16 protein-coding genes are annotated in these 18716 nt (G+C 59.7%); 8 read left to right on the plus strand and 8 right to left on the minus strand.

Annotated elements, in window-relative coordinates:
* Nucleotides 1-103: 103 nt before the first annotated feature.
* Entirely contained in the window at nucleotides 104-700 is a 597-nt protein-coding gene (locus ACR3FE_RS18955; protein WP_458209034.1) for a hypothetical protein, read from the minus strand.
* 162 nt (nucleotides 701-862) lie between these two features.
* Between ACR3FE_RS18955 and ACR3FE_RS18960 the strand changes: the two genes are divergently transcribed.
* On the plus strand, nucleotides 863-2014 hold the full coding sequence (locus ACR3FE_RS18960; protein ID WP_458209035.1) for a thiolase family protein: 1152 nt from the start codon (nucleotides 863-865) through the stop codon (nucleotides 2012-2014).
* Between the two features lie 2 nt (nucleotides 2015-2016).
* On the plus strand, nucleotides 2017-2412 hold the full coding sequence (locus ACR3FE_RS18965; RefSeq protein WP_458209037.1) for a Zn-ribbon domain-containing OB-fold protein: 396 nt from the start codon (nucleotides 2017-2019) through the stop codon (nucleotides 2410-2412).
* 49 nt (nucleotides 2413-2461) lie between these two features.
* Here the strand turns inward: ACR3FE_RS18965 and ACR3FE_RS18970 are convergent, their stop codons facing one another.
* The 3 genes from ACR3FE_RS18970 to ACR3FE_RS18980 form a co-directional block, all read right to left on the minus strand.
* Nucleotides 2462-2602, minus strand: coding sequence for a hypothetical protein (locus tag ACR3FE_RS18970; protein ID WP_458209039.1), 141 nt, complete (start codon nucleotides 2600-2602; stop codon nucleotides 2462-2464).
* A 576-nt stretch (nucleotides 2603-3178) separates the two neighbouring features.
* Nucleotides 3179-3919, minus strand: coding sequence for a DUF7547 family protein (locus ACR3FE_RS18975; protein WP_458209041.1), 741 nt, complete (start codon nucleotides 3917-3919; stop codon nucleotides 3179-3181).
* Between the two features lie 39 nt (nucleotides 3920-3958).
* Entirely contained in the window at nucleotides 3959-5239 is a 1281-nt protein-coding gene (locus ACR3FE_RS18980; protein ID WP_458209042.1) for a GNAT family N-acetyltransferase, read from the minus strand.
* Between the two features lie 367 nt (nucleotides 5240-5606).
* On the opposite strand from ACR3FE_RS18980, the gene ACR3FE_RS18985 reads away from it, so the two are divergent.
* Complete coding sequence (locus ACR3FE_RS18985) at nucleotides 5607-6737, plus strand: twin-arginine translocation signal domain-containing protein (RefSeq protein WP_458209043.1); 1131 nt, start codon at nucleotides 5607-5609, stop codon at nucleotides 6735-6737.
* A gap of 176 nt (nucleotides 6738-6913) precedes the next feature.
* On the opposite strand, the gene ACR3FE_RS18990 is transcribed toward ACR3FE_RS18985, so the two are convergent.
* Complete coding sequence (locus tag ACR3FE_RS18990) at nucleotides 6914-8002, minus strand: NADH:flavin oxidoreductase/NADH oxidase (RefSeq protein ID WP_458209044.1); 1089 nt, start codon at nucleotides 8000-8002, stop codon at nucleotides 6914-6916.
* Between the two features lie 163 nt (nucleotides 8003-8165).
* On the opposite strand from ACR3FE_RS18990, the gene ACR3FE_RS18995 reads away from it, so the two are divergent.
* The gene (locus tag ACR3FE_RS18995; RefSeq protein WP_458209045.1) at nucleotides 8166-8795 is read left to right on the plus strand and encodes a DUF7504 family protein; all 630 of its coding nucleotides are present in this window, start codon (nucleotides 8166-8168) and stop codon (nucleotides 8793-8795) included.
* 134 nt (nucleotides 8796-8929) lie between these two features.
* Here the strand turns inward: ACR3FE_RS18995 and ACR3FE_RS19000 are convergent, their stop codons facing one another.
* Complete coding sequence (locus tag ACR3FE_RS19000; RefSeq protein ID WP_458209046.1) at nucleotides 8930-9802, minus strand: hypothetical protein; 873 nt, start codon at nucleotides 9800-9802, stop codon at nucleotides 8930-8932.
* A 570-nt stretch (nucleotides 9803-10372) separates the two neighbouring features.
* Between ACR3FE_RS19000 and ACR3FE_RS19005 the strand changes: the two genes are divergently transcribed.
* The 4 genes from ACR3FE_RS19005 to ACR3FE_RS19020 all read left to right on the plus strand — a co-directional run bounded on the left by ACR3FE_RS19005 (nucleotide 10373) and on the right by ACR3FE_RS19020 (nucleotide 16065).
* The gene (locus ACR3FE_RS19005; protein WP_458209047.1) at nucleotides 10373-11803 is read left to right on the plus strand and encodes an aldehyde dehydrogenase family protein; all 1431 of its coding nucleotides are present in this window, start codon (nucleotides 10373-10375) and stop codon (nucleotides 11801-11803) included.
* Between the two features lie 1267 nt (nucleotides 11804-13070).
* Nucleotides 13071-14285, plus strand: a complete 1215-nt coding sequence (locus ACR3FE_RS19010; RefSeq protein WP_458209049.1) for a Cdc6/Cdc18 family protein — start codon at nucleotides 13071-13073, stop codon at nucleotides 14283-14285.
* Between the two features lie 234 nt (nucleotides 14286-14519).
* Nucleotides 14520-15185 (plus strand): hypothetical protein, encoded by a 666-nt coding sequence (locus ACR3FE_RS19015; protein ID WP_458209050.1) that lies wholly within the window; start codon nucleotides 14520-14522, stop codon nucleotides 15183-15185.
* A 109-nt stretch (nucleotides 15186-15294) separates the two neighbouring features.
* On the plus strand, nucleotides 15295-16065 hold the full coding sequence (locus ACR3FE_RS19020; RefSeq protein WP_458209051.1) for a sugar phosphate isomerase/epimerase family protein: 771 nt from the start codon (nucleotides 15295-15297) through the stop codon (nucleotides 16063-16065).
* 347 nt (nucleotides 16066-16412) lie between these two features.
* On the opposite strand, the gene ACR3FE_RS19025 is transcribed toward ACR3FE_RS19020, so the two are convergent.
* Complete coding sequence (locus tag ACR3FE_RS19025; RefSeq protein WP_458209052.1) at nucleotides 16413-18023, minus strand: GMC family oxidoreductase; 1611 nt, start codon at nucleotides 18021-18023, stop codon at nucleotides 16413-16415.
* Complete coding sequence (locus ACR3FE_RS19030; RefSeq protein WP_458209053.1) at nucleotides 18020-18562, minus strand: gluconate 2-dehydrogenase subunit 3 family protein; 543 nt, start codon at nucleotides 18560-18562, stop codon at nucleotides 18020-18022. Before ACR3FE_RS19030 ends, ACR3FE_RS19025 begins: the two co-directional genes overlap by 4 nt.
* Nucleotides 18563-18716: the final 154 nt, after the last annotated feature.

The raw sequence follows: 18716 nt of genomic DNA on the forward strand, positions 1-18716 counted from the left end.
AACGACTTGTCTTTGTCCCATGTCAACACACCGGAAGTCGAAAAGTTCAGGGAGTAGACAGTGCGGGTACAGGAAATGGAGAGTGGAGATCCAGGAGGGTGTGTCACGCGGCACGATGATGGAAGCGGCCAAACGAGAAGATGACGAAGACGATGCCGACGAGGATGGCGAGTGGGGCGGTGATCATGGTCGCAGGCCAGATGTGCGAATCGAGCAGTTCGGTCGTGGCGACGAACACGATTCCGGTGACGAGGACGCCCACGATGAGCGCGCCGAGTGCGGAGAGGATGGTCTGTTGCCCCTCGCGTGTGGAGGGCGCGCGAGCGACCCGAGTCACGTAGCCGTAGGTGACGAACGCTCCGACACCGGCTCCGACGAGACCGGCGCCGACGGCCCACGACTCGGCACCAGGGCCATCGAGGTCGAGACCGACGAGACCGCCGATGGCGAAGTAGCCGACAGCACCGCCGAACAGCGCGATGGTGGTGGCAGGGAGGGAACTGTCGCGGTCGCCGAGGACGTGTACGGCCAGTAGCCCGGCTGCGACACCGACCACGAGGGCCACGGGAACGCCGACGAACGTGGTGGGGGCTTCTTCACCGGGAAACCGCACGGTGAACAGCCAGCGTGCGCCGAGGAAGACGAGCGTGAATCCGAGGAACGCGGCGAGCAGGCTCCCGGCGGTCTTGTTCGATATCATACCCAGATCGAGGAACTATAAGGCGATAAACGGCATCGGTGGTCGCCACTCCGTAAGAACGGATAGACGAACACTTCGTCGGGTCGGAGAGGAGAAACGGATCCGATGAATTCGCTTCGAAGAATCTCAAGTTTCTAAACCCACCGCCCCGTCGTCTCGAGCATGAACCGAGTCGCAGTCATCGGGGCGTCGATGACGCAGTTCGGCAAGCGCGACGCCTGGATACGCGAACTACTCGCGGAGGCCGGAGACGCCTGCCTCGACGACGCCTGCGTCTCGCCGCTCGACGTAGACCATCTCTACGTCTCGAACATGGCGAGCGGCGAGTTCGAGGGGCAGACCGGCGTTCCGAACGCGTTGGCACACGATCTGGGGGCGCTTCCGGCGTACACCCAGCGCGTCGACCAGACGAGCGCCAGCGGCGGGGCTGGAATCTTCGCCGCGTGGCAGTCGGTCGCCTCAGGCGCGAGCAACATGAGCCTGCTCGTCGGTGGCGAGAAGATGACCCACAAGACGACCGCCGAATCGACGGACGTCATCGCCTCGCTCACCCATCCCGAGGAGTACAAACACGGCGTCACACTGCCGAGTTTCGCGGGGCTGACCGCCCGACGGTATCTCCACGAGTACGATGCACCGCGCGAGAGTCTGGCGAAGGTGGCCGTGAAGAACCACCGAAACGGGATGGACAACCCCCACGCCCAGTTCCGCAAGGAGGTCGATCTGGAGACGGTGATGGACTCACCCATCGTCGCCGACCCACTGCGCCTCTACGATTTCTGTCCCATCACGGACGGGAGCGCGGCACTCCTGTTCTGTCCGGAATCGGTGGCGAAAGAGTACACCGACGACTACACCGTCATCTCGGGTATCGCGGGCGCGACGGACACCCACGTCGTCCACCAGCGCGCCGACCCCACCGTGATGGGTGCGGCCTTCGAGAGCAGCGAACTCGCCTACCAGATGGCAGAACGCGACCCGGAGGACGTGGACGTGGCTGAACTGCACGACATGTTCACGATTCTCGAATTCCTCCAGAGCGAGGCGGTCGGCTTCTTCGATCAGGGAGAGGGCTGGCGAGCGGCCGAGATGGGGGTCACCGACCGCGACGGTGAACTCCCCATCAACACCTCCGGCGGCCTGAAATCGAAGGGCCACCCGCTCGGTGCGAGCGGGGTTGCACAGGCGTACGAACTCCACCAGCAGTTGCTCGGCGAGGCCGGAAAACGACAGGTCGAGGCGGAGGTCGCACTGGCCTGCAACGTCGGCGGATTCGGGAACTGCGTCACCACCACCATCATGGAGGCACCCTGACCATGACACTCGAAGCACATCGCTGTCCGAACGGTCACGTCACCACGCCGGCCCACCCGCGCTGTCCGGAGTGTGCACAACCGCAGGACGAGACCATCGATCTGACCGACCACACCGCCGAGATCGTCACGTGGACGACCAGCACCGCGACACCGCCCGGCGTCCGCCAACCGAATCATCTCGCCATCGTGGAGTTTTCGGTGGAGAAGACGGGCCGAGACTCGGACGAGTGGGAAGCCGACGGGTCGGTGCGAACCATCGGCCAACTGACGACCGGCGACGTGGAGATCGGCGATGAGGTTCGTCCGGTTTACGTCGAGGAACTGCGTGACCCCGACGCCGGGATTCGGGAAGCGGCGAGTCAAGACTGGGACGGCTATCGCTTCGAACCTGTCTGAGACTATCTGTCGTATTTAGAGTAGTACATTTCAGTAGATTTCAGTACAATCAGTACGTCTGGATGACTTCAGTGTTGTTGTCCCCGAAAACCCCCAGTCGTTCATGGCGCTTCGCGCCGTGAGCTCGGGAGATGCCGTCTCCCGGTGCTCGCCCGCCGGGCTGGACGAGCGTAGCGAGTCCAATCGCCACTCACAGTCGTTCAGGTAGCACGCGAGGGGTTTCGAGGATACTATCTTCTCGTTGTTCGATACCTCCCGTAGAGAGCGACCAGGATGTTCTGGTAGCAAGTCATCTAGTCGCTTTTAGCTGAATTACAGGCGGGTAAGCCCCTTCCTCACGGAGCGACCGAAGGGAGCGAGCAGGGAGGGGATTCACCCGCCGTCTTTGGTTACGTTCACTGTACGCCATAGCCTTACTACTGCCGCGTTCGAACAGTGTAGTAAGACACTCACGTCACTGCGTCCGTTGTTCAAACGCGACAAGAAGCGTGCATCGGTCGCGGCAGTCGAGTGTCCAGCCGGTAGGAGTGGGACACTCCGACCCGCCTGGCAAGGGAAGTCGCCTGCGGAGTCTGGAACCGTCCTCAGAACCATCAGTTCTGATGGGCCGCACAAGAGCGTCGCTCTTGTGGACGCTGTGGAATCGGTTTCTGCACGTTCCGACACTGAAACAGGAAGCTCTCACCGCACCAAGTGAGGGCCGGGGAGGCCCGAACGCGGTAGGTAGGAGTAGTTCACAATCGCCGCACTTTCGAAAGTCAGTGTCTTACTCGTTGGGATCATCCGAGCTATCTTCGCCCTCGTTACCAGCCGAACCATTGCCAACTGAATCATCACTCTCCAGATCGTCATCCAAGTCATCGTCTCCCACCCCGAGTTCTTTCCGGATCGAGCGCAGTTCGGCGTCCACGTCTATCTCGGGGCTTTCGTCCTCCGTCGTGTCTTCCGCTGGCGCACTCACTTCTTCGTCCGTATCGCTCTCCACATCTTCGATGTCAATCGACGTGGCCGTCTCACGCTCAGTGGCCGTCTTTCGTCCGGCGTCGGCCTGCTCGCGGCCCGCTGAAACCTCCTTTCGGATGTCCTCGCTGAGTTTGCGGGCGTCTTCGAGCAGCCGTCTTGCTCCCGGCTCTCGCGGTAGTCCTCCCTCCGTGAGTGCGCCTTCCACCTCTTCGAGCGTGGATTCGAGCCGATCGAGCGTGGCCCGGCTGACGCGATCCGCGCGGGAACTCAGTTCGGAGCGCGCTTCCCGCGTCGAATCGTACTCGGGGTCGACGAGGCGGATGATCTGCTGGAGGGCTTTCAGTGCGCGGACGTTCGCCTCTAGCATGGCGACGAGCGTCGGGATGGCGTACTCCCCCGTGAACGAGAGTACTTCGCGCGGCGTGGGCGGGCGCGGAAGACCGAACGCGCCACGAGGCGGCTGGCGGAGTTCACCTTGGAGGTCGCGGATCGTCGTCTCCAGCTCCTGGATGCGCTCTTCGAGGTCGTCCCGATCGTCTGACATACCCGAACGTTGGCACCGCAGAACAAAAGCGTTGGTTGCTCAGAAGCCTTCTCGAAGGAACACGTCCCGTTCCGGGAAGCAGGTAGCGAGCTGTTCTCGGGTGTTGGCCGTCTCGACGACGAAGTCACCGAACCGTTCGGCGTCCTCGACGGAGTAGTAGCCTGCAACCAGTTGTGAAAGTGTGTTCACGTCGGTCGTCACGTCCGGGTCGGTGTCGGTGCGCTCGCAGCGAACGGTTTCACCGACGTCGAGTTCGAAGGTCCCCTCGTTCCACTCGGCCAGCGGGTCGGTGACCTGGAAGACGATACGTCCATCGGCGTCGTCGGGATACGAGAGTCGTTCGAGCGCGCGTGAAACGTCCACGAGTCGGAACATCGGGCCGGTGTGTATCTCGCAATCGACGGCGCGCGGGTCGTCCACCACGTCGAGCAGTGACGAGTTCTCGGTTTCGGATTCGTAGAATCGCACCGAATCGACTTGCGAATCGTGATACTGGACGAACCGAAGCAGTTGGCGGTATGCTTCGTGGTCGACGTACACGAATTCTCGGACGCGAAGTTGCCTGTCGTCGCCGTCTTCGTCGATGGAGTAGGTGACGTATCCCAGCAGTTCCTCTGCTCTCGAATCATCAACGTTCACGTTCGAAGAATCGCCAGTCTCGGCTCCGGTCGAAGAACCGCCCATTTCGTTCACGCTCGATATGGCGTCCGTCCCGTCTGCGAACCAGCCGTACACGAATGGGTCTTTCTGCCACCCTTCGAACACGCGATGTCGCCACCACTCTTCGGTGCGGTCGAGGGTCAGTGCGTACTGTTCACCGTGGGCTGCCAAGACCGGTTCGAGCAGTTCCCAGTCGTCGGCGTCGAGGCGGCGGAACTCCCCTTTCGGTTCGATGTCGAGTTCGAGTGCGTCGGGCGTCGTCTCGTACTTGGTGTACTTGGTGACTGTCGCCCACCCGTACTTCCGATAGAACTCGTACGCGAAGGGCCAGAGCGCGGAGAACGAGACATCGTTTTCTCGATACTCCGAGAGCGACTCCAGGAGCATTCGCGTGACCAACCCCTTCCGACGGCTCTCGGGAGGTGAAGCGACAGCGGACAGTCCCGCCACGTCGTGCCAGTCGCCACGAAGCCGAGCGGTGAACCAGTGGTGTTTGCAGACACAGAGCAGATCGTCGCCCTCGCAAAGACCGCGCCGGTCACCGAGTTCCGGTTTGTCGTCGTCATCGTCCAACTCGGGGCCCACTTCCGGACGAAACGCATACTGCAAGAATCGACGAAACGCGTCTTCGTCTTCGGGAATTTTTCGATATTCGGGCATGGTGGGCGAATGATTAGGTGATGACAAATAGTTTTGCGTCGCCCACATACACTGTATTACACTATACGAAATGTCGGTCGTCAGGCGGGAGCGGTGGTGCCTGTGGTGTCCGACGAACAGCTACGGCGTATTCGTGCAGCTGTCGGTATTCCCATACTCGTCCGTCGGAAAAATCACGAACGACCGATCAGAAGTTGGAGGTCCATCCAAACCCGGAAGTCGGAAAGTCCAAATTTTGATTCACTAACTGGCTATTTAGAGTTATAATAAAAATAATCTATCTTAATATATTTTTCTAGATTAATATACGCTTAAGGACATTAATTCCTTAATATATGTTGTGAATATACGACTGGTGTAAACGTAAATGACCCGAAAGACACGCCGCCAGTTCATCAAAGGTGCCGGAGCACTGACGGTCGCTTCCGTCGGAGTGAGCAGTTTAGGAACCTCCACCGGTTCACAGTCCGGCGGATGGCAGGAAGTGAAATCGCCGACGAAGAAAACGCTCAGCGCGGTCGTCGATACGGTCGAAGGACCGTTCGCGGTCGGCGGTGGCGGCGATGTTCTCGCGCGACGAAAGAACGGGTGGCAGAAGGTGGTCGAATACGGCCCACAAGCACGGAGTCGGCCGCTGACTGCCGTCGACGTAACCGACGACGGCAAGCGGATCTGGTTCGTCGGTGGTAGCGGCGTCATCGGCGAGTACGATGTCGAAACCGAGACGTTGACGAATTACTCCGCGCCGAAAGGAAAGACGAGCACGTGGGAGGACGTCGCTGTCAGGGGAACCGGCGGTGAGAACGAACGACTCTACTTCGTCAACGGTTCCGGCGAACTGCTCGTCGGCATCCGACAGGACAGTGGCGCGATGAAGTACAAGAAGGTCGTCAAACCCGGTGGTGGGTCGACCATCCCCGGTATCGATTTCCACGCCCGAAAGAAAGGCCACGTCTGTAGTACGAGCCAGTTCGTCGCGGAGACGACGAACGGCGGTGACAAATGGAAACGGATCGGGATCGATTTCGCCGGACAGAATTTCTTCGACATCACCAGTGTCGGGATAAAAGACGTGAACGTCGCAGGTGGTGGTGGTATCGTCTACAGATACGACGGGTTCCGCTGGACGCCCCACGTCATCGACGACGGTCGGCAGGCGATCCGCAGTATCGACCGCGACAAAGAAGCAGGACCCGCCGCAGGGTCCGGTGGGAAGGTCTACGACCGTATATCGAAAGGCCAGTGGAAACGCATCAATACGCCCGTCTCGACGCAGCTCCGAGGTGTCTCACACGGAAAGAGTGTCGACGTAGCTGTCGGCAGTGGCGGCACGGTCGTGGAACGAGCCACCGATGATGGTTCCGGTGGAACGACGACCACGACGAAGACGAGCACTTCGACCAGTACCTCGACCAGCACGACGACCGCCATGGCCCTCCCCTCACTCGCAGAGACCCAGAAAACGGTGAAACAGTACCTCGAAGGTGAGTGGGTGTAAACTGCCCCGACCAACTTATCCGTAGAACCATTCATTATCGGACATTACAGGCTCATTCGACCCGATGATCGTAGAATCGGGGAGTCATCATTCTCGGTCTGTGGATTCCGATCGGGACGATTCTCGCCTCCGTCGTCGGAAGTACGGGCGTCAGCTTACCGAAATTCGATAGTAGGTCAAACTGCCCGTCGGTACTGCACCGGCCATTCGACACGGTCTTCGGTACCCAACTCTTCTGCGGCGTGGAGCGTGAAATACGGGTCGCGGAGATGTTCACGCCCGACGATCGCGAGGTCGGCACGTCCATTCCGAATCAGAGCATCGGCCTGAGCAGCATTCGTGATACCGCCGACCGCACCGACCGGGAGGGATGTCTGGTCTCGGATGCGCTCGGCGAATGGAACCTGATAGTTGGGGCCGGGATTCGGAATCTGCTGGTCGGGATGGAGACCGCCTGCGCTCACGTCGACGAGGTCTGCACCAGCGTCGACGAGTTGATCACTGAGGCGGATGGAGTCTTCGACGGTCCACGATTCGCGATCGGGTAACCAGTCGGTTGCGGAGATGCGAACGAACACTGGCTTGTCGTCCGGCCACACCGACCGAACCGCTTCGGTCGTCTCCCGAACGATGCGCGTTCGATTCTCGAAACTGCCGCCATACTCGTCCTCGCGGTGGTTAGCAGCAGGCGAAAGGAACTCGTGGAGGAGGTAGCCGTGGGCAGCGTGAACCTCGGCGATCTCGAAACCAGCAGCGAGAGCGTGCTGAGCTGCGGTGGCGAACGCATCGACGACGGTCGTGATGTCGTCGCGGGTCATCTCCCGAATCTCCGGCGGATCGGCGTCGTATGGCCACGTATCTGCACTTGGAGCGACGGTTTCCCACCCACCGTCAGTCGGGTGTAAGGGTGTGCTTCCGTCCCACGGGCGAGTTTTGCTCGCCTTGCGACCTGCGTGGGCGAGTTGGATGGCCGGGAGTGCGCCCTGTTCTGCGACGAACTGGGCGACTGGAGCGAGGGCGTCGGCGTGTTCCTCGCTCCAGATTCCGAGGTCGTTCGGCGAGATTCGACCCCGAGGTTCGACTGCCGTCGCCTCGGTCATCACGATGCCCGCGCCACCGACGGCGCGACTGCCAAGGTGGACACGATGCCAATCCGTCGCGAGACCGTCGGTATCGCAAGAATACTGGCACATCGGGGATACCATCACGCGGTTTCGTGTCGAGCACTCTCGGAGCGGGAGAGAACTAAACAGATCGTCGGTCATCCCTACCGGTTACACGTTCGGCATAGAAAACCCCTACAAATACTGCTGAATTTGCCGATTTCTATGAATAGCTACCCAAAAAACTTATCATACGCTATAGTATTATACTTAAACAATGGAATGTTGCGTCGAAACAAGTGTCAGCGCGCCTGAAACAGCGGCTGTGTTCACACGAACACTGGCAGGACTCAAACGCCGAGGGAGCGGTCTCTTGTTGGTCGGTCCGGAACCGACCATGGATCAGGCGTGTGACCGATTTCTCGGTGAGTCCGAAACCGAGCCGCGATACCAACTGTTCGTTCGAACCGACGACGACCGAAGTCACAGTCACCAGTCGGATAACGGCGGCGTGAAGGTGGTCGAACGGACGACGTACACTCGAAGTGCTTCCGTGACAGTCGACGACGGCCACAGTGTGGATACGACGGTCGTAACGAGTCGGAGTCTCCCCAAACTCGGGATCGCTATCTCCGAGGCGATCGTCGAGTTCGAGCGGGAGAACGGCAAACTCTTTCCGGGAGAACTCAGGGTTTGTTTCGACTCGCTCACACCCCTACTGGAGGAGTACAGCAACGAATCGGTGTTTCGGTTCCTGCACATCCTGATCGCACGTGTCAGAAACGTCAATGGGATGGCTCACTTCCATCTCCCGATGGAGAGTAACTCCACGGTCGTCCGTACCCTGTCACCTGTCTTCGACGCAGTCGTCGAAGTTCGCTCGACGGGAGGCTACCCCGAGCAGCGGTGGCATCTCATCCAACAGGACGTGACGACTGACTGGCTCTCACTCTGAACGAGGTCGACCAACACGGGATACTATTCCGCTGATAGTAGTCGTGGAATTTTCGCTGATAAGTAGTCGTGGAATTCCACAGCTTCAGTGACCAATTGGAACGTTCTACCTTTCTAGCTGCCAGTTCTATCGTTCTACTCTTCCAGCAACCACTCGTGACGATTGTTCATCCGAGATGCGATTCGTTGTGCTTCCGGTGGCGCGAACCGGTCGAGTTCTCGAAGCTCGGCGAGGTCGTCGTTCGTTAGCTGTTCGAAAAGCGGTGTGTCGAGGAGTTGTGCGACGCCGGGAACGCTCTGTTGCCCGAACCGACGCTGTCGTCGGCGTCGCTTTCCCTCAGCGATTCGCTCGCCGGGATCGAGCGAGTGGTCGTACGATTCGAGGATGGGGTACCATCCTCCTCGAGCAACGCGGTTCGTCTGTCGTCCGACTGCCATCAGCCGCTCTCTCGGGATGTTTGTGCTCGAGGAACTCGGTGTAGCAGAATGTACTTCTTCCGTTCGCTGTGCTTCCTCCGCTTTCTGCGACCCCTGCACCCCCTGTACCCCCTTTGTCCCTTGCATCTCGTCGGCGTATCCTCCCCGTACGCCGTGTCCAGACGTAGTCGTCGACTTCGTATCCGCCGAATCCTTCGTTTCGGCGGTCGCCATGGCTTCGAGCAAGTCGTCTTGCGCCGACAGTAATCGCCGAAGCTGTTCGACGCTGCGCGATAACTCTTCTGTAATCTTCGACCGGAGTCGCCGCTCCGCTTCTTCGTCGTATCGATAAAACTTCCCTCGAACGTCGCGCTCGAACGCTCGCGCCTCGAAATACTGGTCGTTGAGTTCTCCGAGCACTTCGAGGTATACGACCTTCGCTTCCGGCGGAATCGCTTCGATTCTCGAGATTCCTCGCCCAGTGACTAACGCACTGAGACAGCGTTCGTCTCGGCACTGAAAGAACTTGTATCGTCCATCGCTCCGCTCGATCAGCTCCCGTGACCCCCGCAAGAAGCACTTCGAAACCATGTGATAGTTGTTCACGCTTCACGGCGATACTTCATAAATCTTTTATTGGAGTTATTACGAGAAATAATCTGCCTCGTCGCCACGAAACCGGTGTATCGAGCAAGATGATGAATTCAGAGGTGAAGTCTGTGAGAGAAGAAAGAGTCCCCATCGAATCAACATTCGAGGAGATAGATGATAGAGAATGCGCTTCGTGGAGATAGATGATAGAGTACGTACTTCGGGGAAATAAGATAATGGAGCACGTACGTCGCCGTGAGGTCTGCGTTCAGTGCCTCGACTATCTGATCGGCCTTCTGTACGTCCTATCGAACTGGAGTGGCTTCGAATGTGCCTGCCTGCTGTCGAACCAGACGTCGTTGGGGAATACGATGGACCGACAGCGCTACGCCAGCGGCCATCATTAAAATACGTTCTCGGCTCGAACGACTACCGGGAAACGGTCCTGAGATCGTAATCAGCCAGAGCTGACGAGAGGTAGCGTTACACGAACCCCGTCATAAATGCAATGGCACAGCATTAATCCGAATGTGAGTAAATAATTTACCTACTGAGAACCAAGGGATTAGTATGACACAGAAACGCCTCCACCGACGGGACCGATTCTACATCGACGGCGAGTGGCTCGAAGCCGACGACGTGCTCGAAGTGACCGACCTCGCCGACGACGGTGTCTTCGCCGAAGTCGCCGCGACGGACGCCGAGAACGCCGACAGAGCACTCGCCGCTGCGCAGCGCGCGCAGGCGACCATGCGCGAGACGACCATCCCACAGCGCGCAGAGTGGGTCGAAGCCATCGCCGACGGTCTCCTCGAACGCAAAGACGAGCTGGCCGAAGTCATCGTCCGCGAGGCTGGCAAGCCGATTTCGAGCGCGCGCGGCGAAGTCGATAGCGCCGCCGAGCGATTCCGCCGTGCAGCCGAGGAGGCCCACGACCTCCGTGGTGAGTACCGCGAAGGAACGACGAAGGGCCACGAAGGCTGGGAAGCCATCGTCAAACCGGAACCCATCGGCACCGTCCTCGCCATCACGCCGTACAACTACCCCCTTGCGACCACTGCACTGCAGGTCGCACCCGCGCTCGCGGCGGGGAACTGCGTCATCCTGAAGCCTGCCAGCAAGACTCCCGTGAGTGCTGCGATCCTGACCGAAGTGATCTCGGAGGTCGACATCCCGGACGGCGCGTTCAACTTCACGCCGGGCCGGGGAAGCGATATCGGTGACCTCCTCGTCGGTGACAACCGCGTGAACATGATAACGATGACCGGTTCCAGCGCGGCGGGCAAACACGTCGCGCGCAAGAGCGGAATGGTCAACCTCCACATGGAGCTCGGTGGGAACGCCCCCGCCGTCGTCTTCCCGGATGCCGACCTCTCGGACGTGGCCGGAGCCTGCGCGAAGGGATCGCTCAAGTACGCCGGACAGCGTTGTTCCGCGGTGAGCCGTGTCGTCGCACACGTGGATGTCCACGACGAAGTGGTCGAACGACTCGACGCGACGATGGAGGGCTGGACGGTCGGAGACCTGTTCGACGAAGAGACCCAGATGGGCCCGCTCATCAGCGAAGACCAGGCCGACTGGGTCGAGAAACTCGTCGATGACGCCGTCGAGAAGGGAGCCGAAGTCGTGCGTGGCGGTGGGCGCGACGGACAGTTCTTCGAGCCGACGCTCCTGGCGAACGTCCCCCACGACGCCCGTATCGTCCACGAAGAGCAGTTCGGTCCCATCGCAGCCGTAACCACCTTCGAACGCGAAGAGGAGGCCATCGAGATCTCGAACCGGGGGGATCTGGCGCTAGACGCCGCAGTGTTCACGAAAGACTACGACCGCGCGCGCCGGATGGCCAACAAACTTGACGCCGGGGCAGTCCGCATCAACGGTGCGCCGAGCCACGGACTCGGTGACATCCCCTTCGGCGGGAACAAAGGTTCCGGCATCGGTCGACAGGGGCTTCACCTCACCATCGAGGAGATGGTGCGGCGAAAGAGCATCATCCTCTAACCAGGTCGATGCTCTTCATTCGTTAACCAGGTCGATGCCCTTCATTCGGTAAGGGGCCAATCTTCCAGGTTTCTCTTCGATCCCCATCGACTGCCCACATCTCGATCTCTCTTGCTGACCCCATCGTTCCGCTGTATTCTCGGATCTATCTCCCTCGAACAGTCCGGATGCGCTGTTTCAGGTTCACCGGTCTTCTGTGTCTTCTACGGTCTAGATCGCCGTTTTTCAGCGCCTTCCACTCCATGGGATCGCTGTTTATCGGTGCCTGTCACTCCTCAGAACCGTCAGTTTCTCGGGAACCCCATCGTTCCGCTGTATTTCGGCGCACCGAATCCAGATTCTCGGTCCCCACCGTTCCGCTGTTTATTTCGGTTCCGTGTGATAGGCGCGTCGTTTTTTGGACGGTTCGATACACGAGAGCCAAAAAGTTGTGTTTGATTCGTGTCTACGCTGATATCCCGGTGCTGGTCAGGTTCCCGTGGACCCCATCGTTCCGCTGTGTCTGACGATGAGAGGAACTGTTTCGACCCCACCGTTCCGCTGTTCACCGGATGTAGATGACGAGATCTCCGTCTGTGTTTCATCCACCCCTCGCCTACTGCTTCATCCGTCTTGAGGCCCATGAGAGTGATTGTCACGCCGCATACACCATCGTTCCTCTGTCTTTCAGCAGGTCATGTCCGCAGGTTCCCGCCACCATCCGCTCGAACGGCCGTTTGCCGCCACCCTATCGTTCCTTTGTTCTCGATGGGCGGAAGGGAGAATGGTAGCGTTTCCGCTGTTTCCGTTGTTCAGTATTGCTTATAAATACCCCCACCCCTTTGTTCCTTTGTGTTACTGGGGAACGAGGGGGTAAGGGTCACGAGGTCGTCTCGAAGGTCGAAGTGATTCGAAATTTTCGGATACATTCTCCGACGATATAGTTGAAATAGACGATATTGACTGGTTTGCGGATATGGTTTCGAGGAACGTTATTTCAAACTTCCGAGTTCTAGAGTTCCTCCACCCCCACCCCCACCGTTTCTCACTAACACAGCGGAACGGAGGGGTGGGGGTGGTATTTAAGCACACGAGTCAGAAGAAACAACGGACTCACAGGAACGGGTGGTCGGTCCCATCGGGATGCCGATTCAACCTGACAGCACTGAACCGCGGATAGCCGTCACGAACGCTGTGTGTCTGACACAGACGACTCTCACGAATCTCAGGAATCAGCGGAACGGGTGGTTCGGAAGCGTTATGACCCTTTGCTGATTGCGGTGGAGTAATGGCTACATTCGATTTCGTTCGAGAACATTCTCCGTATAAAAATCGTGAAGCATTGCTGGACGATTACACACCGGACACGCTGGTCGGACGGGATTCCGAACTCGAGGAGTACCACGGAGCACTCCAGCCAGCCATCTACGGTGAGCAACCGGACAACATCTTCCTCTACGGCAAGGCCGGTGTGGGGAAAACCGCTGCGACACGATTCTTGCTCGACAAACTGGAGAACAACGCGGACGACTACGACGACCTCGACATCTTCACCGAACTCGTCAACTGTGACGGTCTCAACTCTAGCTATCGCGTCGCCAGTCACCTCGTGAACATCCTCCGTGACCCGGCCAACCGCATCAGCGAAACCGGCTACTCGCGGTCGCAGGTGTACGAACTGATGTGGGACGAACTCGACAGCCACGGCGGCATCATCCTCCTCGTGCTGGACGAGATCGACCACCTCAAAGACGACAGCATCCTCTATCAACTCTCGCGCGCACGCGAGAACGAGAATCTCACCGAGGCCCGGATCGGTCTCATCGGTATCAGCAACGACCTGACCTTCCGTGACGGTCTCTCACCGAAGGTTCGCTCCTCGCTCTGTGAACGCTCGATCTCTTTCTCCACATACGACGCCAACGAACTCCGAGCCGTCCTCGAACAGCGCCGCGAGGTCGCGTTCAAAGACGACGTGCTCACGGACGACGTCATCCCGCTCTGTGCTGCCTTCGGCGCGCAGGAGTCCGGCGACGCGCGCAAAGCCCTCGATTTGCTCCTCAAGGCGGGCGACCTCGCACGGGAGGAGAACGCCGAGAAGGTCTCCGAAGAGCACGTCCGCCGGGGGCGCGACCTGCTCGAACGAGAGCAAGTCGCTCGCGGAATCGCCGACCTGAACGACCACGAGCGACTGGTCGTCTACGCACTCGCTACCCTCGAAGCCGAGAGCGAGACTCCCGCCCGGTCGCGCGAGATCTACTCCCGATACAAGGTACTCTCGGAGGCGGCCCAGCGCGAAGCCCTCACTGCTCGATGGCTCCGCGAGCACTTAGACGACCTCGCAATGCTCGGTATCCTCTCGGTCTCCGAGATCAACGAAGGCTCTGCGGGCGGGAAATATCGTGAGTACGCGCTTCAACAAGACCTCGCGGTCGTCCTGGACGCCCTGGAAGAGACGCTCGAAGCGATGGGCGTCCACACCAGCGTCAAAGGGTACGTCTGATTCCCTAAGGGAATACGGCTGACCTCATATTGCTACGGCTGACTCCCGATTCTCTCTCGACCACGTCCGATCCACCTTCGGTCGCGACCATCAGGTAATCGCACGATACGCTCGACGAAGAAGCGGTTTTCCTGATTACTACGACGAAACGACGCCCGGCCTTCTTTCTTCGCCGATCGTCAGCTCCGAACGATGAATCCCGTTTATTGGCGTTCCCGAGGTGCTCTCTATGGGATGACGGACGAACAATCGACAGTCGGTCGGAGTCGCCGACCGAACAGACAGACACGTAGACGATTCCTCGCGGTGGCGGGGGGCGTCACAGGGGGTACCCTCGTCGGGCTTTCGGCAGTCTCGACAGGCCAACAGACGACGACGGTACAACCAGTGGAGACGTTCCAGTTCGGGGGCCGAGTCCAGGCATGGCAAGGACAGGCACCGGAGGACATCAGTGATCAGGAGAATCCGACCATCCAGTTGCAGGCGGGCCAGGTGTACGAGGTGACGTGGGAGAACCTCGATGGACAACCGCACACGTTCGCCTTGCAGGATTCGGACGGCCAGAACTTGCCGGTGATATTCCCGGACGTGGAGGTAAATACGACTGGAACCCAGACGACTACTACCACCACTACCGGCACACGAACGACGACCGGTGGCACGGTGACCCCACCAGAGGATGCTATCGACGTGACGGAGCAACTATCCCAGCAAGGGGCGACGCAGACGCTCCGATTCGTCGCCACGCAGGACGTGGCACAGTACATCTGCACCATCCACCCGACGACGATGGTCGGCGACGTGAACCTACAGGGTGGTGGTGGCGGAAACGGTGGAAACGGTGGCGGTAACGGCGGTGCAGGCGATGATGGCGGAAACGGTGGCGGTGGCGGATACTGACCACGTAACCTCGTATCGTCATCGAAGCTACCACACCGCTAAACTTCACCGTCGCTACCACCCAACCAGTCCCCGCCAAAGCTAACAAACTGTCCATCGACCAACCGACATGGACGCGAAGACGGGATTCGTCACGCAGGTCGGCATGAACTACGAGGAGGCGTTCGAGATCGCGGGCGACCTCGACTTCGACTACGTCGAACTGATGATGGATGGGGGGACGGAGCGCCAGCGCGTCGATCCGGATGCAGTACGGGAACGAGCGGAGGAGTGCGACATCGACCTCGCGGTTCACCTGCCGTTCGCGCTCGACATCGGTTCGCCGTTCGAGCACGTCCGAACGGGCGCAGTCCGCGAGGTACAGGCGGCCATCGAGACGGCCGTCGCGTTCGGAGCGACGAAGGGGGTCGTCCACGCCAGTTCGAAGGCGTGGAAACCGGCGTGGGACGACGACGAGCTCGGCTCGAACATCGTCGAATCGGTACGAGTGTTGGACGACGACGCCCGCGAGCGGGGGTTCGAAATCTGCGTCGAGAACATCCCCGGCGGGTGGTTCTCCATCCACGATTTCGACCGTATCTTCGACGAAACCGATGCATCGATGACACTCGATACGGGTCACGCCAGGATCGACGGACTGGATTCCGAGGACATCGCGTCGTTCGTCGGCGAGCACGACGACCGGATATCGCACTTCCATCTGAACGACACGCGCCTACAGAAAGACGAACATCTCCCGTTCGGGGCTGGAACGATCGACTTTCGTGCGATCTTCGACGCTCTGCCCGCAGACTGGGGCGGAACGCTCTCACTGGAGGTGTTCACGCTCGACTACGGCTACATCGAGACCAGCAAGACGTATCTCGACGAACTGCTGTAGACGGTTCGCCGTGACTGCTGAGACGATTCGTGGTGAGTGATCGAGTTCGGTGTCGTCGTGAGCGAGGTTCAAGTATCGTACTGAAATGTACTGAAACGTACTGACAACTTCCTGCACTGAAATATACTGGAATATATTATTTTGTACTGACCATCTTGTACTGTCCGTCTTCGACTGGGCCGCTTTACACCACAGTGACGAACTACCATCGGCGCATCCCCGTACAAACGAACCTGTGGAAACGAACGAAGCGAACAAAACGGGCGAAACAGACGGTGCGGACGAAGAGAGGAAACGACTGAAACAGACGAATCTAACGAAGCGAACGACGAAACCACTGAAACCGATTAGAGTCGTTCGTGGACGTGGTCTGCCGCCTTCAGTGAGAGCGCGGCGATGGTGAGGGTGGGGTTCATCGCCCCGCTGGTGACGAAGACGCTGCTCGATGCGATAGAACAGTTTTCCAGGTCGTGTGTCCTGAGCTGTGGGTTGACGACGCTCTCGGTGGGGTCGGTGCCCATCCGCGTCGTTCCCATGTGGTGGAACGCCGGATCGGTATCGTCGGGGCCGACCTGCCACGTGACTTCTGCGTCGAGTTCGCGGAGGATGGCACGCTGGATCTCGTTCGCTCGGCGGAGTGTCGCCTTCGTCGTCTCGCCGATGCGCCAGTGTATCTCGGGGACGGGATTGCCGTGGTCGTCTCTCGTCCCGTGGTCGAGGGAGATCCGATTCTCCTTTCGCGGTCGTTGGCCCGCCAGCGCACCCATCCCGATGGAATTACCGTACTGCTTGCTGATCGACGAAAGAAGATCGTCGCCCCACTCGTCTGCGCCGAGTGCGATCTCGACTGGCGAGGGACCGACGTAGTTCAGGAATTCGAGTTTCAGGGGTTCGAGTGGGCCACCGGACCACGCTTCAATCCCCTTCGTTCCTCGCGTCGGGTCGTCGTAGAACTGGTGGCACTCGCTGGTCAGGAATCTAATGTGGTTCTGACGAGTTCGCTCGTCGAGTCGACCGACCATCCCCGCATACAGATGCTCCATGAAGTAGCGACCGACCGCACCGCTGGAATTGGCGAGGCCGTCAGGGTGCTGGTTCGATTTCGAGAGCAAGAGCATTCGCGGCGTCTCGACACCGCCGCCAGCGAGCACGAACTCGCGGGCTTCCTGGCGCTGCTCACCCTCCGGTGTGGCGTAGACGGCAGCCTCGATGCGGTCACCCGAGTCGTCGTGTTCGAGACGCTGTACTGCAGCGCGGTCGATGACCCGTGCTCCCTCCTCCTCGGCTTTTCGGACGTGGACGTCGGCGCTGTACTTCGCGCCGGAGGGACAGACCGGTTTGCAGGTGCCGTAGCCGACACACTGGCTTCGTCCGTCGTGTGGCTCGGAGTTTCGAGCATTCGGAACAGAGTGCATCGTGATCCCGAGATTTTCGCAGGCGTTCGCGAAGAGAGAGTCACTGTACGAGGGGCGGAATGCAGGAAGGGGAAACGGCTTCTCCCGCGGAGGTGCGAAGGGATTGTCGTCCGCACCCGCGACCCCCAGTTCCGATTCGGCGCGGGCGTAGTAGGGCCGCAGGCCGTCGTAGGAGATGGGCCACGATTCGAAATCCGATCGGTGGAGACGCATCACCATCCCTTGCCAGTGAAGCGTGGTGCCGCCGACACCCTTGACGCGGGTATGGTTCAGGGGGTAGAACCGCTGGCCAGCAGAGGTAAAATCGTCCCGTGGCCCACCCATGTCCCAGACCGAGAGTGCGCCGTGACCGGGGCGGATCGAACGCTCCATTCGTCGTTTCCGCTCCTCGAGATCGAATCGCTGGCCCGCCTCGAGCACGACCACGTCGTGGCCCCTGCTCGCGAGCGAGTGTGCGACCAGCGCACCTGCCGGGCCAGCACCGACGATACACACGTCCACTCGATCCGAAGGAGTGCGGTCGGTGGTTCTTCCATCGTTCATTCTTCCGGCCCTCGCTGGTAGCTCTGAAGTCCGCCGGGATGTCCCTGTGGATTCTCGATACCCGCCAGTTTTCCGCCCGTCGGCGACGTGTAAAACGCGAAGAGCAGATCGTTGACGAGATAGAAGCGGATTCGCTCCGCGTCGGTACCGTCCGGTTCGGGCTTCGCGTCCGCGACGCCCATCTGCTGGAGGAGTGTGTCCTGCGTCTCGGCATCGAGATCGACAAAGCGCCCGTCGCGCCAGTCCGTCGCGTAGTCGTCGAGTGTGGCGATGGCGTCGTCCATCCCCCGCCGATAATTCGATCGGTCTTCGACGCGTCCGACGGAATAGGTAGTTACGAACTCCCGGATTCCCGAAACCTCCGAGGGGTACACCACCCGAGCGACCGCGACGAGGGTGTCGATGTCGGGGTCGGACAATGACGCATCTGCGTCGCCTGAGTCGTCCGATCTTCGGGAATCGAGGACAGCCGCACCTCCGGCAACCGCGACGCCACTCGCGGCGAGGGCGGCCAGTGCATCCCGGCGCGTCAACTCCATCTTTGCCGGGATTAGGTGTACCTAAAACTTGAGCCTTACCCTTCACGAATACGAGCAATATCACTATATCTGCACCGAGTAGTTGTTGGTTGAGTCGTGTCGTTTGCTCAACCAGCGTCTACTGACACCTTTCCCATCCTGCTCTCGCAACCTA

The sequence above is a fragment of the Haladaptatus rarus genome (assembly GCF_054177585.1).